Source organism: Streptomyces sp. NPDC046862, assembly GCF_040704615.1.
GTDB lineage: Bacteria > Actinomycetota > Actinomycetes > Streptomycetales > Streptomycetaceae > Streptomyces.
The window spans coordinates 90,555-109,692 of sequence record NZ_JBEYXP010000043.1 but is presented as its reverse complement, the minus strand read 5'-3'; the positions used below and the strand labels follow the sequence as shown (position 1 = coordinate 109,692).

The following is a 19,138-nucleotide window of genomic DNA, read 5'->3' as shown; positions in this document are numbered from 1 at the left end:
GCGCGCCCTTCCCCCCCCCGATCTCCCCCCCCCGCCCTCGGCACGCAACAGCACGCCACTCCCGAACAACCCCCCGGGCGGGGGCCCACGCCGGGGGGGCCCCCGCCCCGCGGCGTGTCCGGACACGCCGCGTGTTCAGGTCGTTTCAGAACGTCTGCAGCGTCACCAGCGTGATACGGCGGGCTTCGCCCTCGCCCTCCGTCTCGATGCGCACGCGCTGGCCGGGCCGCAGCAGCCGCAGGCCGCCCGCGTCGAACGCCGGGGCGCCGAACGGCACCGGGGTGCCGTCGTCGAGCAGCACCTGGCCACTGCGGGTGTCGGGGTCGTACGTGTACGCGGTCGCCTGCATGATGCGCAGCCTACTGTCCGGGTATCAGCAGCCGCGCGGCCGCGGCGGCCGTACGGGGCCCCACCCCCAGCGCCAGCGCCGCCCGCAGGTCGTCACCGGTGTCCACGTCCTGGCGCACGGAGTCCACCGCGTCGAGAGGGAGCTCCACGGCCCCCGAGGCGCGATGGCGGGCGCGGGAACCGACGCCGAAGGCCGGGAGCAACGGCGCGCCCGGGCTCGCGGCCAGCAGCGTCGTACCCAGGGTCGCGGCGTCCGCGAGGAAGGCGCGCGGGAACGCGGCCGCCGCGTCCAGGACACGGGCCAGTTCCGCGGGGCGCAGAGCCGGCAGATCGGCGTTCAGGGCCGCCACGGGCTGCTCGGGCCGTGAAGAGCGGACGACCGTCTCCCCGTGCGCCAGGGCGGCGTTCAGGCCCGCTCCCGGGGTGTCGGGGACGATCCGGGCCCCCAGCGCGGCCAGCTCGCGGCCCGCCAGATCGTCGTCGGTGACGACCGCCACGTCCCGGACGGCGGGACAGGCGAGCGCCGCGGCCACCGTGTCCTGCGCGAACGCGAGCGCCAGTCCCGGACGCACCGCGTCGTCGGCGGCGTCCGAGAGCCTGCTCTTGGCCCGCACCAGCGGTTTCAGGGGCACCACCAGGGTCCACTGCACGAGCGCTCCGTTCCTCCCTCGCCGGGCCCGGACCCCGCCGCCCCGGCTCCCGTCCGCGACAGGGCTCGGCCTGTTGTCTGCCGCGCCCATTCTCACCCGGCCTTTACAAGGACCATGCTCTGGGCGCCCTGGTACTCCGACCCTCGGGGCGTACGGTGTTCTCGACAGACCGTCGGCTTGGGGTCACACTTGTGCGGCTCCCCGGGCCCCAGAGCCCAAGGTTCTAGAGGAAGGTGTCCGCGTGCCCCGCCGCAGAATCGGCTTCTGGTACCGCTTCGCAGCGGTCCTCTGCAAACCGCCGCTGGTGGCTCTGCTCAAGCGGGACTGGCGCGGAATGGAGAACATTCCGGCCGACGGCGGATTTATCACCGTGGTGAACCACAATTCCCACGTGGACCCCTTCGCGTACGCGCACTTTCAGTACAACACCGGGCGCGTTCCGCGATTCCTCGCGAAGAGCGCGCTTTTCAAGAAGGGATTCGTGGGCGCCGCGATGCGCGGCACCGGACAGATCCCCGTCTACCGCGAGAGCACCGACGCGCTGAGCGCCTTCCGCGCCGCGATCGGGGCCGTCGAGCGCGGGGAATGCGTCGCCTTCTACCCCGAGGGCACCCTCACCCGCGACCCCGGCCTGTGGCCCATGACCGGCAAGACCGGCGCCGCGCGGGTCGCCCTGCAGACCCGGTGCCCGGTGATCCCGGTGGCCCAGTGGGGCGCCAACCTGCTGCTGGCGCCGTACGCCAAGAAGCCCGACCTCCTTCCGCGCAAGACCCACCACGTGCTGGCCGGCCCGCCGGTGGACCTGACGCGCTTCTACGACAAGGAGATGACCCCGGAGCTTCTGAAGGAGGCCACCGAGGTCATCATGGCCGCCGTCACCGCGCAACTCGAGACCATCCGCGGTGAGAAGGCGCCCGAGACGCCGTACGACCCGAAGCAGGTGCGCATCGAGCAGCGCCGCCGGGCCGCGCACACGGAGAAGGCCGAGCAGCAGCACGCCATGGGCAAGCAGGGACAAGGAGAGGGGCACAGCACGTGAGCAAGCCGGTCAAGGCGGCCGTCTTCGGCACCGGTTCGTGGGGCACGGCGTTCGGGATGGTGCTCGCCGACGCCGGCTGCGACGTCGTCCTGTGGGGACGGCGCGCGCAGCTCGTGGACGCGGTCAACTCCACCCGGACCAACGCCGACTACCTGCCCGGCGTCGAGCTCCCGGCGAACCTGCGGGCCACCACGGATCCCGCCGAGGCCGCCGCCGAAGCCGACTTCACCGTCCTCGCCGTCCCCTCGCAGACCCTGCGCGGCAACCTCGCCGAATGGGCGCCGCTGCTGGCCCCCGGCACGGTCCTCGTCTCCCTCATGAAGGGCGTCGAACTCGGTTCCGCCATGCGGATGAGCGAGGTCGTCGAGGACGTCGCCAAGGTCGGTCAGGATCGCGTCGCCGTGGTCACCGGGCCCAACCTCGCCCGTGAGATCGCCGCCCGCATGCCGGCCGCCTCCGTGGTCGCCTGCACCGACGAGATCGTCGCCAAGCGCATCCAGGCCGCCTGCCACACGCCGTACTTCCGCCCGTACACCAACACCGACGTGGTCGGCTGCGAGCTCGGCGGCGCGGTGAAGAACGTCATCGGTCTCGCCGTCGGCATCGCGGACGGCATGGGCCTCGGCGACAACGCCAAGGGCTCGCTCATCACACGCGGACTCGCCGAGACCACCCGGCTGGGCCTGTCGATGGGCGCCGACCCGCTGACGTTCTCCGGCCTCGCCGGACTCGGCGACCTGGTGGCCACCTGCTCCTCGCCCCTGTCCCGCAACCACACCTTCGGCACCAACCTCGGCAAGGGCATGACCCTCCAGGAGACCATCGCGGTCACCCGGCAGACCGCCGAGGGCGTCAAGTCCTGTGAGTCCGTACTGGACTTGGCGCGCCGCCACGGCGTCGACATGCCGATCACGGAGACCGTCGTCGGCATCGTCCACGAGGGCAAGCCGCCCGTCGTCGCCCTCAAGGAACTGATGTCGCGCAGCGCCAAGCCGGAGCGCCACTGAGGGACGACGCTCCGCAGCCGTCCGTACGACACTCGGCGATGATCGGCGACGACCGGGGGAACTCGCCACGCGAGGGGCCGGTGGGGCACTGACGAGCCCCGCTACCTACGGGTACGCTCATCGCGATATGAGCACCGAGAACCTCCCCCAGAGCCCTGGCCAGCCGCCCCGCAAGCCGCGCGTGGCCGTCGTCTTCGGCGGCCGCAGCTCCGAGCACGGGATCTCCATGGTCACCGCCGGCGCCGTCCTGCGCGCCATCGACCGGACGAAGTACGACGTCCTGCCGATCGGCATCACCCGGGACGGCCGCTGGGTGCTCACGGCGGACGACCCGGACCGCATGGCGATCACCGAACGCCGCACGCCCGAGGTCGAGCAGCTCGCCGAGTCCGCCGAGGGCGGGGTGATCCTCCCGCTCGACCCGTCCAACCGCGAAGTCGTCTACAGCGAGCCCGGATCGGTCCCCAAGGCCCTCGGCGAGGTCGACGTGGTCTTTCCCGTGCTGCACGGCCCGTACGGCGAGGACGGCACCCTCCAGGGCCTCCTGGAGCTCTCCGGGGTCCCGTACGTCGGCTCGGGCGTCCTCGCCTCGGCCGTCGGCCAGGACAAGGAGTACATGAAGCGGGTGTTCACCTCCTTCGGGCTCAAGGTGGGCCCCTACGTGGTGATCCGTCCGCGCGAGTGGGAGCGCGACGAGCCCGCCGCCCGCAAGAAGATCATCGACTTCGCCGGGGAGCACGGCTGGCCGCTGTTCGTGAAGCCCGCCCGCGCCGGGTCCTCGATCGGCATCACCAAGGTCGACGACCTGTCCGGCCTCGACGAGGCGATCGCGGCCGCCCAGCAGCACGACCCGAAGATCCTCGTCGAGGCGGCGGTGCGGGGCCGCGAGATCGAGTGCGGCGTCCTGGAGTTCGAGGACGGCCCCCGTGCCTCGGTACCCGCCGAGATCCCGCCGCCCGAGGCCCACGCGTACTACGACTTCGAGGCCAAGTACATCGACTCGACGCCGGGCATCGTGCCCGCCCCGCTCACCGACGAGCAGACCGCCGAGGTCCAGCGGCTGGCCGTCGACGCCTTCGAGGCCGCCTCCTGCGAGGGGCTGGTCCGCGCGGACTTCTTCCTCGGCGAGGACGGCGAGTTCGTGATCAACGAGATCAACACGCTGCCCGGTTTCACACCGATCTCCATGTACCCGGCGATGTGGCAGGCCAGCGGGATCAGCTACCCGGAGCTGGTGGAGCGGCTGGTGGAGGCGGCGCTGCGGAGGTCCACGGGCCTGCGCTGAAAAGCGCGGCTGAGGGGCGCGCCCTCAGGGCGCGGGGCTGTATCGATATGCGGCTCCGCCGCGATGGGGGTCCCCCCGCTCGAGCGAAGGCGAGAGTGGGGGAGCGACCAGCCACAATGGACCCGCAGCGCTGAGACGACCCGTCACACAACGGCGCTCAATCCGGCTCACCCAGCGGAGCGCTCAGTCCGCGATGCCCTCCGGTATCGCCTTCTTGATCGCCCCGGCCAGGTCGATGAGCGCGCCCGAGCTGTCGCGCCCCTTCGCCACGGAGACCTCGACGTACGCGGTGCGGTTCGCGGTGGTGAAGCGGTACGCGCCGTCGTCCCGCTTCTCCATCAGCCAGTCCACGCCGTTCACGCCCCCGGCCACCGCGTCCGGGTCGGCGCCCTTGGCCACCTTGGGGTCGATCATCTTCGGAGGCCGCTGTACACCGCAGCGCAGTATGATCGCCGAGCCTCCCCAGCCCGCGGTCAGCGCCGACCGGGGCTCGGGATCCTCACGGCTCAGGCCGTCCACCTTGTCCGGCAGCGCCTCGTCCAGGTTCCGGCACAGCCCGGTGGCCTTCGTGTCCGGGCTGGGAACCGCGGCCGAGTCGTTGTCGTCGCTTGAGGAACAGCCCGCGGTGACGATCAGCAGGGCCAGGACGGGCAACCCGGCAAGGGTGCGCCGCCGGCGATGGAAGATGTTCACCGGCCACAGGGTAGACGGGGGCTAGAGGTGCACGACCGGGCAGGTCAGGGTGCGGGTGATGCCGTCCACTTGCTGGACCTTCGCGACCACCATGCGGCCGAGATCGTCGACCGTGTCGGCCTGCGCGCGCACGATCACGTCATACGGTCCTGTCACGTCCTCGGCCTGGATGACGCCAGGGATCTTGCTGATCGTCTCGGCGACGGTCGACGCCTTGCCGACCTCCGTCTGGATCAGGATGTACGCCTGTACCACGGAACCTCCAGGGCGGCCACGAGGATCATGGGGGGAAAAGGAACGCCACGGTATCGCGTCGCCGCTCAACTCGGGGAGACCCGTGGAGGCTGTGGCGCGCACATCGGGGCGCACGCACCACACTGGTTGACGGTCGACCTGACCGTACCGAGGAGCAGGCCCGCCCGCGACCGGGCGCGGGCGGCAGAAGAAGGGGACGTACACCGATGCTGTGCCATCCCGGGGGCCGACCCCCGGACCCGCGGCCGAGGAACACCCGGCGCCGGGCGACGATCGTTGAAAGGACCAGGTGAGACACGGTGAAGGGAACCGTGGGCGAGCTCGGGGAGTTCGGGCTCATCAGGGAGCTCACCTCGCGGCTCACCACCACCCCGGCGGTCCGCGTCGGCCCCGGCGACGACGCCGCCGTGGTGGCCGCACCCGACCGCAGGGTCGTGGCGAGCACCGACATCCTCCTGGAGGGGCGGCACTTCCGCCGCGACTGGTCCACGGCGTACGACGTCGGGCGCAAGGCGGCGGCGCAGAACCTCGCCGACATCGCGGCCATGGGCGCCGTGCCCACCGCGCTGCTGCTCGGGCTGGTCGTGCCCGCCGAACTCCCGGCCACCTGGCCGTCCGAGCTGATGGACGGGCTGCGCGACGAGTGCCAGGTCGCGGGAGCGGCCGTGGTCGGCGGTGACGTCGTACGCGGCGACACGATCACGGTCTCGATCACCGCGCTCGGCGATCTGCGGGGCCACGAGCCCGTGACCCGGGCCGGCGCGCAGCCCGGGGACGTGGTGGCCGTGACCGGCTGGCTGGGCTGGTCCGCCGCCGGGCACGCGGTGCTCTCGCGCGGGTTCCGCTCGCCCCGCGCCTTCGTGGAGGCCCACCGGCGCCCGGAGCCGCCGTACCACGCGGGGCCGGCGGCGGCCGGTCTTGGCGCGACCGCGATGTGCGACGTGAGTGACGGGCTGATCGCCGACCTGGGGCACATCGCGGAGGCGAGCAAGGTCAGGATCGACGTCCGCTCGGGCGCGATCGACATCCCGACCCAGATGAACGACATCGGGCAGGCCGTCGGCGTCGACCCCATCCAGTGGGTGCTCACCGGGGGAGAGGACCACGCGATAGTGGCGACCTTCCCACCCGACGTGAAGCTGCCCGCCCGCTGGAAGGTGATCGGCGAGGTGCTCAACCCCTCGGCGCTGCCCCAGGTGACCGTCGACGGGGCGCCCTGGACGAAGAAGGGCGGCTGGGACCACTTCGGGGACATCGAGTCATGAGCGCCCCGCGCCCACTGCCAGGTCCCACGCCAGGTGCACTGCCCCGCGTGCTGACGGTCGCGGGCTCCGACTCCGGGGGCGGGGCAGGCATCCAGGCCGACCTGAAGACGATGCTCGCCCTCGGCACGCACGGCATGAGCGTGGTCACGGCCGTCACCGCCCAGAACTCCCTCGGCGTGCAGGGGGCTTGGGAGCTGCCCGTGGAGGCGGTACGGGCCCAGTACCGTGGCGTCGTCGACGACATCGGCGTCCAGGCGGTCAAGACCGGCATGCTGGCCTCGGCCGAACTCGTCGAGGCGGTGGCCGAGTTGATCGGCGGCACGGACGCGCCGGCCGTGGTCGACCCGGTGGGGGTCTCGAAGCACGGGGATCCGCTGCTGGCGGCCTCCGCGCTGGACTCCGTCCGCACGAAGCTGCTGCCGGTCGCGACGGTGGCGACACCGAACCTGGACGAGGTGGCCCAACTCACGGGCGTCCGGGTCGAGTCGGAGGAGGACGTGCGGCGGGCCGCGGCGGCCGTCCTGGCGTACGGCCCGGCGTGGGTGCTGATCAAGGGCGGCCATCTGCCCGGCGACGCCGTCGACCTGCTGACCGACGGCTCCGATGAGCACTGGCTGCGCGCCCCGCGCCACGACAACCGGCACACCCACGGCACGGGGTGCACGCTGGCGTCGGCGATCGCCTGCGGGCTGGCCAAGGGGGAGACCGCCCCGGACGCGGTGGCGGCGGCCAAGGAGTACGTGACCGGAGCGATCGCCGCCGGGTTCGCACTCGGGGGCGGGATCGGGCCGGTGGACCACGGGTGGGCCCTGAGAGCCCGGGGGTGAGCCGCGGCGCTCACACGGGGTACTCCGGCAGCTTGATGTTGGTCGCCGACTTCTCGGTGAGCCGCTTGAAGAAGGCCGCCAGCGGGCGGGAGGCGAGCAACCGGTACATCCGGTCCCGGCTGCGGATGCGCCGCTCGGTGGCCGGCGCGAAGAACGGACCGGCGTTGCCGGAGGTCTTCTGGCAGCCGATGGCGAAGTCCCGGATCCGCTCCTCGTAGGCGGCGAACGCCGTACGGTGATCCCCGCCCGCCAGGGCGAGTTCACCGGCCAGGACGTACGAGCCGACGATCGCCACACCGGTGCCCATGCCGCCCATCGTGGCGCCGTACCCCGCGTCCCCGAGCAGTGCCACGCGGCCCTTGGTGAGCCGGTCGACGTGGATCTGGGCGATCGCGTCGAAGTACAGGTCGTCGGCCGTCGCCAGGGCCTTCAGGACGTTCGGGCCCTCCCAGCTCATCCCCGCGAACTTCTCGGCCAGGAGCCGCTTCTGCCCGTCGATGTCCCGGCGGTCGTACGACAGCCGCTCGGACCGGAAGACCAGCAATGCGCCCGCGCGGTCCGGGTGACCGTCGTAGTTGCCGAGGGCGATCGCGCGGCCGGGCTCGCTGTAGACCCGGCCGGTGCGGTCCAGGCCCAGGTGGTTCGGGATCTCGAAGCCGGCCACGTAGTGGTCGAAGAAGCGCAGGTAGCGGGACTCGTCGCCGAAGACGAGGGAGCGGGTGCGGGAGTGGAGGCCGTCCGCGCCGATCACCAGGTCGAAACGGCGCGACGGGCTGTTCTCGAAGGTGACGTCGACGCCGTCGGGCGTATCGGTGAGTGTGGCGATCGAGTCGCCGAACACGTACTCCACGCGGTCCCTGGTGCGCTCGTACATGATCCGCGCGAGCTCGCCGCGGAAGATCTCCACGTCGCCGCTCATCATCTCCGACGGCAGGTCCACCTTCGGCGAGCCGTCCGCGTCGACGACCATCTGCCGGCCCATATGGGTCTGCCGGGCGTGGATCTCGTCCCAGATACCCATCTCGGTGAGGACCTTGCGGTGGACGTGCCCCCGGAAGTCGACGGCGAAGCCGCCTCCTCGCAGGTCCGGTGCTTTCTCGACGACGGAGACCCGGGCGCCGTAGCGCTGGAGGTTCAGGGCGAGCGCGGGCCCGGCGACGCTGGCGCCGGAGATCAGGACGGTGAGGTGGCTGAGGTCGTGCGTCTTGTTCGTCATGTACGGCAGCTTGGAGGGAGGCGCTGACCGTCCTCCTACCGTTCACTGACCGTCGCTGACCACCGCTCCCGGCCCCGCTCGAAGGCCTTGTCGTAGGCCTCGGGGGACAGTTTCGCGCGTACGTCCTCGCGCGTCCGTACGGCATCGGGGTCGCCCTGCGGCTCGGCGCCCCGCAGGCCCGCGGCGGCGCCGAGGAGTTCGGCGGCCCGCTCCGGGGCCGGGGCGACGGACGCCAGCGCGTCCACGACGGCCGCCAGGGCGATGACGTCGGGCGAGTCCAGGGCATGCGTGCGGGCCTGCGCGAACCAGTCCCGGGCCTGTTCGACCGCTCCCTCCGCGGCGGCGGTACGCCCCAGGCCGACGAGGATCAGCACGGTCTCGCCGACGCTGAACCAGTTCGCCGCGCACGCTTCCAGGGCGCTTTCGTAGTGCACGCGCGCGTGGGCGGTGTCACCGGACAGCCGGGCCGCGTCGCCAAGGCCCCGCCGGGCGCTCGCGACCTTGTCCAAGGCGCCGGCGGTGCGGGCCAGGGCGGCGGAGCGCTCGTAGTGGGAGACGGCCGCCTCGGTCTCGCCGCGGTGCAGCAGCACGGTCGCCCGCGAACGCAGCAGGTCCGCGGCCTCTTCCGACGCCTCCAATTCCCGTACGTGCTCCAGTCCCTCGTCGAACAGTTCCAGGGCCCGCCCGTACTCACCGCGCCAGTTCGCGAACGTGCCCAGCGGGTCCAGGCAGTTCGCCATGCCCCAGCGGTCGCCGGTCGCGCGGAAGCCCGCCAACGCGCGCGTGAAGGCGGCCTCGGAGTCGGCGGGGCGCCCGGTGAACAGCGCCCGGTAGGCGAGCCCCATCTCCAGCAGCGCCTCGCCCCAGGGGTCGCCGCTGATCTGGACGGCCAGGTTCCGCTCGTCCGCGGAGAGCAGCGGGCCCCCGGTCAGCGACCACAGGACCATGGTGAACGGCAGCCGCAGTGGCTGGTCCATAACCTGCATGATCTCGGCCGCTCGATCGATGCGCCCCGGTTCGGCCGGATCGTCGCCGCGTCCGGTGACCGTGTTCATCAGGCACAGGGCGTACTCCTCGGCCAGGCCCTCCGGCGGTTCGTCGCCGGCCGCCGCCAGCAGCGCGCGGGCCACCGGAACTTGCTCGCCGTACGACCCGCGCAGCCGCCAGAACCAGGACAGGGAGGCCATGAGACGCAGGGCGTCCGCCGGCGCCACCGTCACGAGACGGCGCAGGGCCGCGTCCAGGTTGTCGCGCTCGGCGGTGAGCCGGGCCAGCCAGGGCAACTGCTCCGCGCCCCGCAGATACGGCTCCGCCCGCTCCGCCAGCCGCAGGAAGTACGCGGCGTGGGCGTCCCTGACGTCCCGCTCCCGGGCGTTGCCCTCGGCGGCGAACGCCCGGATCGTCTCCAGCATCCGATAGCGCCCCCCAGCCACCTCCAGGAACGACTTCTCGACCAGCGAGGCCAGCAGATCCTCCGGATACGGCATACCGCACACCGTCTCGACGGCCTCCAGCGTCGCGCCCCCAAAGAACACGGTCATCCGTCGGGCCAACTCCCGCTCCTCGTCGTCGAGCAGATCCCAGCTCCACTCCACGACGGCCCGCAGGGTGCGGTGCCGGGGCGCCTTGGAGCGGTCGCCGCGGGACAGGAGGCGGAAGCGGTCGCCGAGGCGGTCCGCCAGCTCGTCGGGGGTGAGCGTGCGCAGCCGGGCCGCCGCCAGCTCGATGGCGAGGGGGAGCCCGTCGAGGGCGGCGCAGATGTCGGGCACGCGCGCGTGGCCCTCGAAACCCGGGCGCACGGCCCGCGCCCGGTCGAGGAAGAGCCGCACCGCCGGGTCAGGCTGCAACGGCGGCACAGGAACCAGCACTTCGCCGGTGATGCCGAGGGACTCACGGCTGGTGGCGAGGACACGTACGCCGGGGCAGGCCGCCAGGAGCAGCGCGGTGAGCCTCGCGGCCTCCTCGACCAGGTGCTCGCAGTTGTCGAGCACGAGCAGCAGCTCGCGCTCCTCCAGGGCGGCCAGCAACCGGTCCGCGCTGTCCGTCGCGGGGGTGCGGGCGCCTCGGACACCCAGGGCGGTCAGAACGGCGTACGGGATCTGCGCACCGTCGGTCAGGGGGGCCAGCTCGACGAAACAGACACCGGGCCGAGCGCTCGCCGCCTCGATCGCGAGCCGTGTCTTGCCCGCTCCGCCGGGACCGGTGAGCGTGACCAGGCGCACCTCGGTCAGGAGGGCGGCGATCCGGACGAGTTCGCTCTCGCGGCCGACGAAGCGGGTCAACTGGACGGGGACCCGCTTGCGCTCCGCCTCACGACCCCGCAGCAGCTCCAGATGGAGCGCGGCCAGTTCGGGCGAGGGATCGGCGCCCAGCTCGTCGGCGAGGGTGCGCCGGGCCTCCTCGTAGACGGTGAGCGCCTCGGCGGCCCGCCCGGCCGCGTGCAGAGCCCGCATCAGCTGCCCGTAGAGCCGTTCACTCAACGGATGGGCGGCCAGCAGGGTCCGCAGCTCTGGTACGAGTTCGGGGCTGCCCCCGAGCGCCAGATCCGCCTCGATGCGGTCCTGTACGGCGGCCAGGCGGAGCTCGTCGAAGCGGGCCCGCTCGGTGTGCGCGTCGGGCAGGTCGGGCACGGCCGGGCCGCGCCACAGCCCCAGCGCCTCGCACAGCCGGGCCGCGGCCCGCGGATGGTCCCCGGCGGCCAGGGCGGCGCGCCCTTCCCTGGACAGCAGCTCGAACCGGTGGGCGTCGACGGAGTCGGCTGGGGCGGCGACGCGGTATCCGGTCGGGGTCGCCTCGATCTCCGTGTGCGGGGCGAGGCGCCTGCGCAGGCGGGAGATCTGGGACTGGAGCGCGTTGGCGGCTCCGGCGGGCGGCTCGCTGCCGTACAGGCCGTCGGTGAGCCGCTCCGTGGAGACCGCGCGAGGAGCGTCCAGCAGCAGGAGAGTGAGCAGGGCGCGCGGGCGCGGGCCGCCGGGGTCCACGGGGGTGCCGTCGTCGGTGCGTACGTCCAGGGGGCCCAGGATGCCGAAGCGCATTCGCAGGATTCTGGCAGTTCACCCGGGCTCGGGCACAGCAAAAAGCCGGTCCACACTCGGTGGACCGGCTTCGTGCAGCGAACCAGCAGTGGCCGCGCGCTAGCTGAGCGTCAGCGCGAGACCTTGCCGGCCTTGATGCACGAGGTGCAAGCGTTCACGCGCTTCGGCGTCCCGCCCACCACGGTACGCACACGCTGGATGTTCGGGTTCCAGCGGCGGGACGTACGGCGGTGCGAGTGCGAGATGTTGTTGCCGAAGCCCGGCCCCTTGCCGCAGACGTCGCAGTTGGCAGCCACGGGTCACTCCAAAGACTTCAGATCCACTTACGGTTGAACCCGGCATGCCGGGTTCAGGACCCGCGATCGATCGAGATTCACGATCGGAGACCTGAGTGGCGTTGCCAGGGGTAAGGCCCGATAAGGATCGGGCAACCGGAGCAGCATACAACGACTGCTTCCGTACAACGAAACTACCATGGCTGGTCCGGCGCCCGTCCCCGGCCCTCTTCCGGTTCGCACCACCCCTGGGTCTACGCTGCGGTCCCACGTCCAGCAGCTCAAGGAGGCGCAGGTGCCGCAGGTGCCGCAGACATTGGACGCATCCGCGGTGCGCACCTGGTGCGGGCTCGCGCTGGAGGCGCTGGGGCGGGCCCGCGAGGAGATCGACGCGATCAACGTCTATCCGGTGGCCGACGGGGACACCGGGACGAACCTGTACCTGACCGTGGAGTCGGCCGTCGCGGCGGTCGAGGCGGTGTTCGAGGGGCACGAGGCGGCGGGTCGCGGGGCAGCGGACCAGGGGCCGGCGGGCCACGGGGCCAGGGACGGCGCCGGGGACGGGGCTGGGCACGGCGCTGTGGACGGGGCCGGGGACGGCGCGGCGAAACCCCTTCTCGCCGAGGTCGCCCGGGCGATGGCGCACGGTGCGCTGATCGGGGCCCGGGGGAACTCGGGGACGATCCTCGCGCAGTTGCTGCGGGGCATGGCACAGGTGCTGGCGGCCGACGGTGAGGCCGCGCACACCGACGGCCCCGGCCTGCGGGTCGCGCTGCGGCACGCGGCCGACTCCGCGCGCGAGGCGGTCGCGCACCCCGTCGAGGGCACGGTCCTCACGGTGGCCTCCGCCGCGGCCGACGCCGCGAGCGGGGCCGAGGGCGACTGCGGGGCGGTCGCCCGGGCGGCGTACGAGGGGGCGCGGGCGGCTCTCGCGGCGACACCGGGGCAACTGGCCGTCCTGGAGCGCGCGGGCGTCGTGGACGCGGGCGGGCGCGGGCTGGTGGCGGTCCTGGCGGCGCTGGTGCAGACGTTCACCGGAGAGGCGCCGAAGCCACCGGGAGCCGTGCCGTCGACGGCACCGGCACAGGCCCCGGGAACGGCGGCCCCGGACACGGCGGACGGGCGCACGCGCGCACACGGCGCCGAGTGCGGGGACGGCGGTCCCGCCTACGAGGTCATCTATCTGCTGGAGGCCGGCGACACGGCCGTGACGCGGCTCAGGGAGCGGCTGGACGCGCTGGGGGACTCACTCGTCGTGGTCGGCGGGGACGGGCTGTGGAACGTCCACGTGCACGTCGACGACGCCGGTGCCGCCGTGGAGGCGGGAGTCGAGGCCGGGCGGCCGTACCGGATCAGGATCACCCACTTCGGGGCGGAGGACGCGCACATGGCGGGCGCCGGGCGGCCGCCGCGCGAACGGGCCCCGCGCGCGGTGGTGGCCGTCGTGCCGGGGGAGGGGCTGGCCGGGCTGTACTCCGAGGCCGGGGCGACGACGGTCCTGGCCCGCCCCGGGGAGCCCCCCGCCAGCGGGGAACTGGTGGAGGCCGTACGACGTGCCCACGCGCGCGAGGTGGTGCTGCTGCCGAACGACGCGGACCTGCGGTACACCGCCGCCGCGGCGGCCGAGCAGGCGCGTGCGGAGGGTGTCCGGGTGGCCCTGATCCCCACCCGGTCCGCCGTCCAGGGCATCGCCGCGCTCGCCGTCCACGAGCCGGACCGCCGCTTCGACGAGGACGTCGTCTCGATGACGTCAGCTGCGGGTGCCACGCGCTACGCCGAGGTCGTCATCGCCGAGCGTGAGTCCTGGACCATGGCCGGGATCTGCCAGGCCGGCGACGTCCTCGGTCTCATCGACGGCGACGTCGCCGTCATCGGCTCCGACGTCACGGCCACGGCGGAAACCGTCCTCAACCGCATGCTGGCCGCCGGTGGCGAGATGGTCACGCTGGTCCTCGGCGACGAGGCCCCGCCGACGATCGTGGACCACCTGGAGTCCCGGGTACGGGAGTCGTATCTGGCGGTGGACACAGTGGTGTACCGGGGTGGGCGGCAGGGAGCGCTGCTGCTGATCGGCGTGGAGTAGCGCCCCCGCCGCCCCTACCCGTCCCATCCTGTATCTGGGGGCTCCGCCCCCGGGCCCCCGTGGGGTGGGGGGTGTCTGGGGTGGGTTGGTTGGGTGCGGATGGGTGGGGGCTGGTCGCGCAGTTCCCCGCGCCCCTGAACACCGTGCGGTTACCCGGGGCAAATCCAGCCCCTTGGGGGCACCTCCCAGCGGTAGCTGGGGGAGTTTGAGGAGCGGGGTCCGGGGCGGAGCCCCGGGGGACGATGGGGGTCCCCCCGCTCGAGCGAAGCCGAGAGTGGGGGAGGGTAGGGGCGGCGGGGGCGGAATCACCCCAGCAGCTCCACCATCCGTCCGGCCTCCGCACGACGCGCCTCAGCCACCTCGCCCGGCAAACCCTCGTAGGCAGCCAACACCCCTCGGGCCCGCACCACCGCGTCCGCCGGCCGCTGAAGATCCGCCTCCAGCCACCCGGCCGCCAACTCGGCCCCGGTACGCGCATCGAGGCCACCATCACCAAGGGCCCCGTACGCGTCGATCGCCCGCCCCAGATGCCCCAGCGCCTCCTCGAACACCGGCCGGACATCCTCGGCCTCCGGGTCCTCCGCGCCCTCCGGCACGGAACCGGCCATCAGATCCCCGAACTGCCGGTACGACTGCCCGAGTTCGGCGAGCATCGCCCGACGCGCGTCCTCACCGTCACCGAGCCCGTCACCGGACTCGTCGCCCGCCCCGGCGCCCAGCAGCGCCTCACACTCCGCGACCGCCTCGGCCATCAACTCCCGCGCCCGGTCGAGCCCTTCCTCACGATCGTCCCGCGCCACGAGCCAGGCCCGCGCCCGCAGGGCACGCACCAGCCCCTGGACGTTGCCGAGCTCGCGCCACAGGTCGCCGGCACGCGCGTACGCCCGGTCGGCCTCCGCCGGCAACCCCGCGTGCCCCAGCGCCTCCGCGGCGAGGTGCGCGAGCATGGCGTGGTCACGCTGCTCGGGCCAGTGCCGGGCGGTCTCGGCGGCCTGCAACCAGCGCTCGGCGGCCTCCCGGTGCTCCCCGAGCTCGGTGAGGCAGTCACCGAGCCACCACTGGGTCTGGACGACCGCCCCGTCGCCGTGGGTCTCGGGGTCGAGGTCCGGGAGCGCCGACTCCAGCACCTCGGCGGCCTCGGCCCAGCGCCCCTGCCGGAGCAGGAAGTTACCGAGCTGGTGCCGCGCCCACGCGCCGAGCGTCCGCGACTCGCCGGCCTCGTCGGCCCAGTGCGCCGCGTGAAGGGCGTGCTCCGCCGCGGGCGCGAACTGCCCGGCCTCGCTCAGGACCTCGGCCAGCTGGAGGTTCAGCTGGGCGTGTCCCATCGGCTCCAGGTACGGCCCTCCGTGCTCCAGCGCCGCCCGTCCCGCCCGCTCGGCTGTGGCCAGGTCGCCGAGGTGCCGCGCGGCCCTGGTGAGCCGTGCCTCCTGCTCCACGGCGAACCACGGCAGCCCGGCCGCCACGTACGCCTCCGCCGAGTGGGCGAGCAGCTCCGCCGCTGCCCGGGCGTCCCCGCCGCGCGCGGCCAGCTCGCCGAGCATCCCGTGCGCCTCCGCGGCCCGCGAGGCCACGCGGACGTCCGCCGTGTGCGGCTCGGTGAGGGCCAGCAGCTCCCGCGCGGCCTCCTCGGCGGCCGTCAGGGCAGCCGAGGCGTCGTCGTCCTGCGCCTCGTCCAGCCGCTGCATCAGGATGCGCGCGCGTCCCACCAGCACGGACGCCGTCTGCCGAACCCCCGTGCCGCCCTCCGCGAAGAGCGCGAGGACCTTCTCGTACGGCTCGGAGACCAGCGCCAGGGCGGCCTCCGTCCGCCCGGTGAAGGCGTGGACGGACGCCGCGCGCGCACGAGCCGCCAGTGCCTCCCCATGGTCGCCCGCCTCCTCGTACAGCTCGGCCGCCCGCGCGAAGAGGTCCAGCCCCTCGGGGCCGAGACCTATCGCCTGGTGGTCGACGATCTCCGCCCGGTCGTACGGGTCCAGCCGGGTGCCGTCGGCCCCGGCCGCCCGCGCCACCGCGGCCCAGGCCTCCACGGCGTCGGGGTGCACGGTCTCGGCGAGCCGCCGCGCCTCGGTGAGGAGAGCGGGCAGGTCCGGGGGAGTGTCCGGCACGGCGGGCTCCACGGGAGCCGGAGGCCGCGGCGCCGGAACCGGCACCTTCCGGGCCGTGCGTACGCCCAACGGCAGCCGCTCCACCACCGGCCGCCGGTCCATGCGCTCCCTGGCGCGCTCACTCACGTACGGCGTGCCGTTGCGCTCGTCGAAGCGGGCGGCCAGCGAAAGGGCCTCCCCGCGCGCGTGGGCGGCCAGTTCGCGGGCCGTCCACGAGGTGCGGTCGGCGGGACCGGGGACCGACTGGTCACCCATGCCGAGTTCGACCAGCCGGTCCATGAGCAGCGCCACGACCGCCATGAAGTCCAGCTTGCTGCGCGGGTCCCCGTCGTCCGTGAAGTACGCCGGGCGCTCGGCCAGCAGCTCCAGGCCGCGCGCCTCGTTGCCGGAGAGGGCGCAGAACTCCACGTGGTCCGCGTAGGCGCCCCGCATGCTCTCCATGGCCCGTACGAGCCGGAAACCGCGCAGATGGTGGGCGCGGGCCTCGTCCAGGCGGCCCAGGCGCAGCAGCGGCAGCAGGGAGGCCGCGAGGACCGTGTGCGGCTCGTGGGCGCACGTGTACTCGCCCTCCAGGACCGGCGCCCACGACTGAAGGGCCTCGGCGTCCTCGTGCCGCAGAGCCTGCCACCAGCCCTGTCCGTGCAGCTCGCAGGCGTGGCAGTCGGCCATGCCGTCCCGGTCGGCGGCCAGCCACGCCCCGTACGCCCGCCCGGCCCGCTCCAGGTCGCCGACGTGCGCGGCCACGCTGTACTCGGCGCTGCGCACGGCCCGTTCGGAGTGCCCGGCCAGGGCGTAGCGGCGCTCCATCTCGCCGAGCCACTTCTCGATGGAGGCGAGCGGGATGTGCGGCTGGTTCAGCATGCCGGCCGACATCCACTTGAAGACCCAGTGCAGCGAGTGGGTCTCGTACTCGTCGAAGTCCTCGGGCCGCTCGTCCCACATGCGCAGCAGGCGCGCGAAGGGGACGAACATCTTGTCCTTCTCGGAGCTGTAGTTGTAGACCTTCAGCTGGTGCCCGAGGGCCTCGATCACGGCGAGCGGGATATTCAGCCTCTCGGCCTGCGTGAGCAGGTGCTCCGCGCGCGCGTTGCGGGCCGGGCCCTCCGGCTCGTCGTAGTTCTCCGCCATCGCGTGGCGCAGCTCGTCGAAGTCGGTGATCTCGCTGAACTCGCTCATCGGCGGCCGTCCTCCCCGGACTCGGTGTGCGTGGCCCACTCCAGCAGGCCGATGAACGCGCGGTTCAGGAGGGCGGAGTCCGCGGGCCTGAGCGGGCGCTGCGCCATCAGCAGGGCCTGCCCGTAGAGGGACTCCGTGGCGGTGCCGATCAGCTCCGGGTCGTTCAGCGAACTGAGCCTGCGGATCAGCGGGTTGAGGTGGTTGAGCACCAGCCGCGCGCGGGGGGCGCTGCCGCGCAGGGAGCCGAGGATGCCCGCCCACAGGTCGTCGGCCTGCTCCTCGGCCTCCGCGCGCGCCTGCTCGTGCCGGGCCGCCCGGTCGTCCAGGTGCAGCGCGGGCACGGACAGCGGGTGGAAGGCCCGGAGCACGACATCGCACCCCAGGGAGTCGAGCCTGCCCCGCGCGGCCGACAGGAAGCCCGACAGCGCGAGCTCCTCCGCCGGGTCCACGGAGTCCAGGTGCGCGGTCACCGTGTCGGCGTCCAGCTCGGCGACCACCGTCCCCGGGCGCACCGACGGCAACGCCTCGACCAGGTCGCTGTCGTAGGTGTAGCCGCCGTTGACGACGCCGACGCCCTGCGCCGAGGCGATCGGCGCGACCTGCCGGTACTCCTCGACCGTCCGCGTGAAGTGCACGACCGGGTGCCGCTGCGCGAACTCCTCCAGGGACAGCCGCCCGTCCGTGGTCTCGAACGGCAGCCACGGCAGCATCGTGCGCAGCATCTCCCTGTCGTGCCGCGCCAGGGACTTCACGCCCAGGTGGTGCACCGACAGGAAGGCCGCCAGCCGCTCCGGATCCCCCGCGGCCAGCCCGGTCAGCCAGGCGCGGATCCGCTCGCCCAGGGCCTCCCGTACGGCCGCGAGCGTCTCGTCCTCGTACAGCGACTCGCGCGACGCCGTGGGCCGCAGACTGTCCGTGTCGAGGACGCAGCGCACGAAGAACGCCCAGTCGGGCAGCAGCTGTTCGGCCCGCTCGGTGAGCAGCATGCCCTTCAGGTGCACACGGTGGCCCGCGCGCTGGGCGGGGCTCACCGCGGACGGCAGCACGTACGCCACGCCCCGGATCCCGGCCAGCGGCACGTCCAGCTCGATCGAGTCCAGCGGTGTGAACCCGAACAGCTCGTGGCAGTGCCGTGCCAGGGCCACCCTGCGGGTGGCGGGCGACGGGTACGGGCGGTCCCAGGGCGCCGGCAGGTCGGTCACCGCCTCGTCGCCCACGCGCACGTCGTACGGCAGCAGCGAGCCGAAGTCCCGCGCCAGGGACAGCACGCGCTCGTGGGCGAGCCAGTCGGTCGCCCCGGGCCGCGCCACCAGGTGCACGGTCGTGCCGGGCTCGGTGCGGGCGTCCTGCGGCAGGGTGCGCACGGTGTACGAACCGTCGTCGGTCGCCGTCCACTCCACGGGCGCCGCGTCGGGGGTGCGGGCGCTGCGGCTGACGACGCGGATGCGCTCGGCGACGACGAAACACGCCAGCAGCCCGATGCCGAACTGGCCCAGGAAGTCGGAGCGCGCCGACTCCAGGCCGTCGGCGTCGGCCCGCTTGGAGCTGCGGCCGATCGTCGCCAGCAGGTTGTGCACGTCGGACTCGGTGAGCCCCACGCCGGAGTCCTCCACGCGCAGGGAGCCGCCGTCCGCGAACAGCCGCACGCGGGCGGGCGCGTCGGGCTGCTCGGCCCGTCTCGCGGTGATGGCGTCCACGGCGTTCTGCAGGAGCTCGCGCAGGTAGACCTTCGGACTGGAGTAGAGGTGATGGGAGAGCAGGTCCACCAGACCACGAAGGTCGACCTGGAACGTATGAGGCGATTGAGGTGCCTGAGATGCCTGAGGTGCCTGGGATGACTGTGAGCTCTGGGAATCCATCGTCACGGCGCCGCGGGTGG

Annotated in this window: 15 protein-coding genes; 6 read left to right on the top strand and 9 right to left on the bottom strand. The window is 73.2% G+C overall.

The window, feature by feature from the left end:
• Positions 1–145 precede the first annotated feature (145 nt).
• Positions 146–349, bottom strand: coding sequence for a hypothetical protein (locus tag AB0959_RS37160; protein WP_366831167.1), 204 nt, complete (start codon positions 347–349; stop codon positions 146–148).
• 10 nt (positions 350–359) lie between these two features.
• Positions 360–998 carry a 2-phospho-L-lactate guanylyltransferase gene (cofC, locus tag AB0959_RS37155; RefSeq protein WP_366831166.1) on the bottom strand — a complete coding sequence of 213 codons (639 nt, stop codon included), beginning with the start codon at positions 996–998 and terminating at the stop codon, positions 360–362.
• Positions 999–1,239: 241 nt separating this feature from the next.
• On the opposite strand from cofC, the gene AB0959_RS37150 reads away from it, so the two are divergent.
• From AB0959_RS37150 to AB0959_RS37140, 3 genes are all read left to right on the top strand, one after another.
• The gene (locus AB0959_RS37150) at positions 1,240–2,037 is read left to right on the top strand and encodes a lysophospholipid acyltransferase family protein (RefSeq protein ID WP_366831165.1); all 798 of its coding nucleotides are present in this window, start codon (positions 1,240–1,242) and stop codon (positions 2,035–2,037) included.
• Positions 2,034–3,044 (top strand): NAD(P)H-dependent glycerol-3-phosphate dehydrogenase, encoded by a 1,011-nt coding sequence (locus AB0959_RS37145; RefSeq protein WP_366831164.1) that lies wholly within the window; start codon positions 2,034–2,036, stop codon positions 3,042–3,044. The genes AB0959_RS37150 and AB0959_RS37145 overlap by 4 nt, the downstream gene beginning before the upstream one ends.
• A 127-nt stretch (positions 3,045–3,171) precedes the next feature.
• The gene (locus AB0959_RS37140) at positions 3,172–4,329 is read left to right on the top strand and encodes a D-alanine--D-alanine ligase family protein (protein ID WP_366831163.1); all 1,158 of its coding nucleotides are present in this window, start codon (positions 3,172–3,174) and stop codon (positions 4,327–4,329) included.
• A gap of 183 nt (positions 4,330–4,512) precedes the next feature.
• Here the strand turns inward: AB0959_RS37140 and AB0959_RS37135 are convergent, their stop codons facing one another.
• Both AB0959_RS37135 and AB0959_RS37130 read right to left on the bottom strand, forming a co-directional pair.
• Positions 4,513–5,022, bottom strand: a complete 510-nt coding sequence (locus tag AB0959_RS37135) for a DUF3515 domain-containing protein (protein ID WP_366831162.1) — start codon at positions 5,020–5,022, stop codon at positions 4,513–4,515.
• Positions 5,023–5,043: 21 nt separating this feature from the next.
• Positions 5,044–5,277 carry an Lrp/AsnC ligand binding domain-containing protein gene (locus AB0959_RS37130; protein ID WP_003997603.1) on the bottom strand — a complete coding sequence of 78 codons (234 nt, stop codon included), beginning with the start codon at positions 5,275–5,277 and terminating at the stop codon, positions 5,044–5,046.
• Between the two features lie 299 nt (positions 5,278–5,576).
• Here AB0959_RS37130 and AB0959_RS37125 point away from each other — a divergent pair, with 299 nt between their 5' ends.
• On the top strand, positions 5,577–6,542 hold the full coding sequence (locus tag AB0959_RS37125; protein ID WP_366831161.1) for a thiamine-phosphate kinase: 966 nt from the start codon (positions 5,577–5,579) through the stop codon (positions 6,540–6,542).
• Positions 6,539–7,369 (top strand): bifunctional hydroxymethylpyrimidine kinase/phosphomethylpyrimidine kinase, encoded by an 831-nt coding sequence (thiD, locus tag AB0959_RS37120; protein WP_366831160.1) that lies wholly within the window; start codon positions 6,539–6,541, stop codon positions 7,367–7,369. Before AB0959_RS37125 ends, thiD begins: the two co-directional genes overlap by 4 nt.
• Before the next feature lie 10 nt (positions 7,370–7,379).
• On the opposite strand, the gene AB0959_RS37115 is transcribed toward thiD, so the two are convergent.
• The 3 genes from AB0959_RS37115 to rpmB all read right to left on the bottom strand — a co-directional run bounded on the left by AB0959_RS37115 (position 7,380) and on the right by rpmB (position 11,916).
• On the bottom strand, positions 7,380–8,585 hold the full coding sequence (locus AB0959_RS37115) for an FAD-dependent monooxygenase (RefSeq protein ID WP_366831159.1): 1,206 nt from the start codon (positions 8,583–8,585) through the stop codon (positions 7,380–7,382).
• Positions 8,586–8,620: 35 nt separating this feature from the next.
• Positions 8,621–11,620 (bottom strand): BTAD domain-containing putative transcriptional regulator, encoded by a 3,000-nt coding sequence (locus AB0959_RS37110; protein WP_366831158.1) that lies wholly within the window; start codon positions 11,618–11,620, stop codon positions 8,621–8,623.
• Positions 11,621–11,730: 110 nt separating this feature from the next.
• Entirely contained in the window at positions 11,731–11,916 is a 186-nt protein-coding gene (rpmB, locus tag AB0959_RS37105) for a 50S ribosomal protein L28 (protein ID WP_003993230.1), read from the bottom strand.
• A 274-nt stretch (positions 11,917–12,190) separates the two neighbouring features.
• On the opposite strand from rpmB, the gene AB0959_RS37100 reads away from it, so the two are divergent.
• The gene (locus tag AB0959_RS37100) at positions 12,191–13,978 is read left to right on the top strand and encodes a DAK2 domain-containing protein (protein ID WP_366831157.1); all 1,788 of its coding nucleotides are present in this window, start codon (positions 12,191–12,193) and stop codon (positions 13,976–13,978) included.
• Between the two features lie 305 nt (positions 13,979–14,283).
• Here AB0959_RS37100 and AB0959_RS37095 read toward each other — a convergent pair whose 3' ends face one another.
• A complete protein-coding gene (locus AB0959_RS37095) occupies positions 14,284–17,259 on the bottom strand; it encodes a tetratricopeptide repeat protein (RefSeq protein WP_366831156.1) in 2,976 nt (991 codons plus the stop codon).
• Entirely contained in the window at positions 17,256–19,118 is a 1,863-nt protein-coding gene (locus AB0959_RS37090; RefSeq protein WP_366831171.1) for an HSP90 family protein, read from the bottom strand. The genes AB0959_RS37095 and AB0959_RS37090 overlap by 4 nt, the downstream gene beginning before the upstream one ends.
• Positions 19,119–19,138: the final 20 nt, after the last annotated feature.